Origin of the sequence: Pontibacter sp. HSC-14F20 (assembly GCF_019599265.1) — a bacterium.
Classification (GTDB): domain Bacteria; phylum Bacteroidota; class Bacteroidia; order Cytophagales; family Hymenobacteraceae; genus Pontibacter.
In genome coordinates this window covers 1-283 of the sequence record NZ_JAHZTC010000077.1, presented here as the reverse complement: position 1 = coordinate 283, position 283 = coordinate 1, and the positions used below count along the sequence as shown (strand labels likewise).

The 283-nt window shown below is 54.4% G+C and carries 1 protein-coding gene; it reads left to right on the top strand.

Annotated elements, in window-relative coordinates; translation table 11 throughout:
* Positions 1 to 283, top strand: a 283-nt coding sequence (locus tag K3G39_RS20575) for a transposase (RefSeq protein ID WP_220628044.1), incomplete at both ends; no start/stop codon positions are given.

Here is a 283-nt window from a genome sequence, read left to right as displayed (position 1 = left end):
TCCCCCAGGACAATCTGCTTCGTAAAATCAACGACCTGATCGACTTCACTTTCATCTACGAGGAGCTGGCCAGTAAATACTGCACCACCAATGGCCGCAGGGCCGAAAGCCCGGTGCGCATGTTCAAATACTTGCTGCTGAAGACCATCTACACCCTCTCCGATGTGGACGTGGTGGAGCGCTCGCGCTACGATATGTCCTTCAAATACTTTCTCGAGCTCTCGCCCGAGGAGGCTCTGATCAACCCCAGCTCCCTGACCAAGTTCCGCAAGCTCCGCTTAAA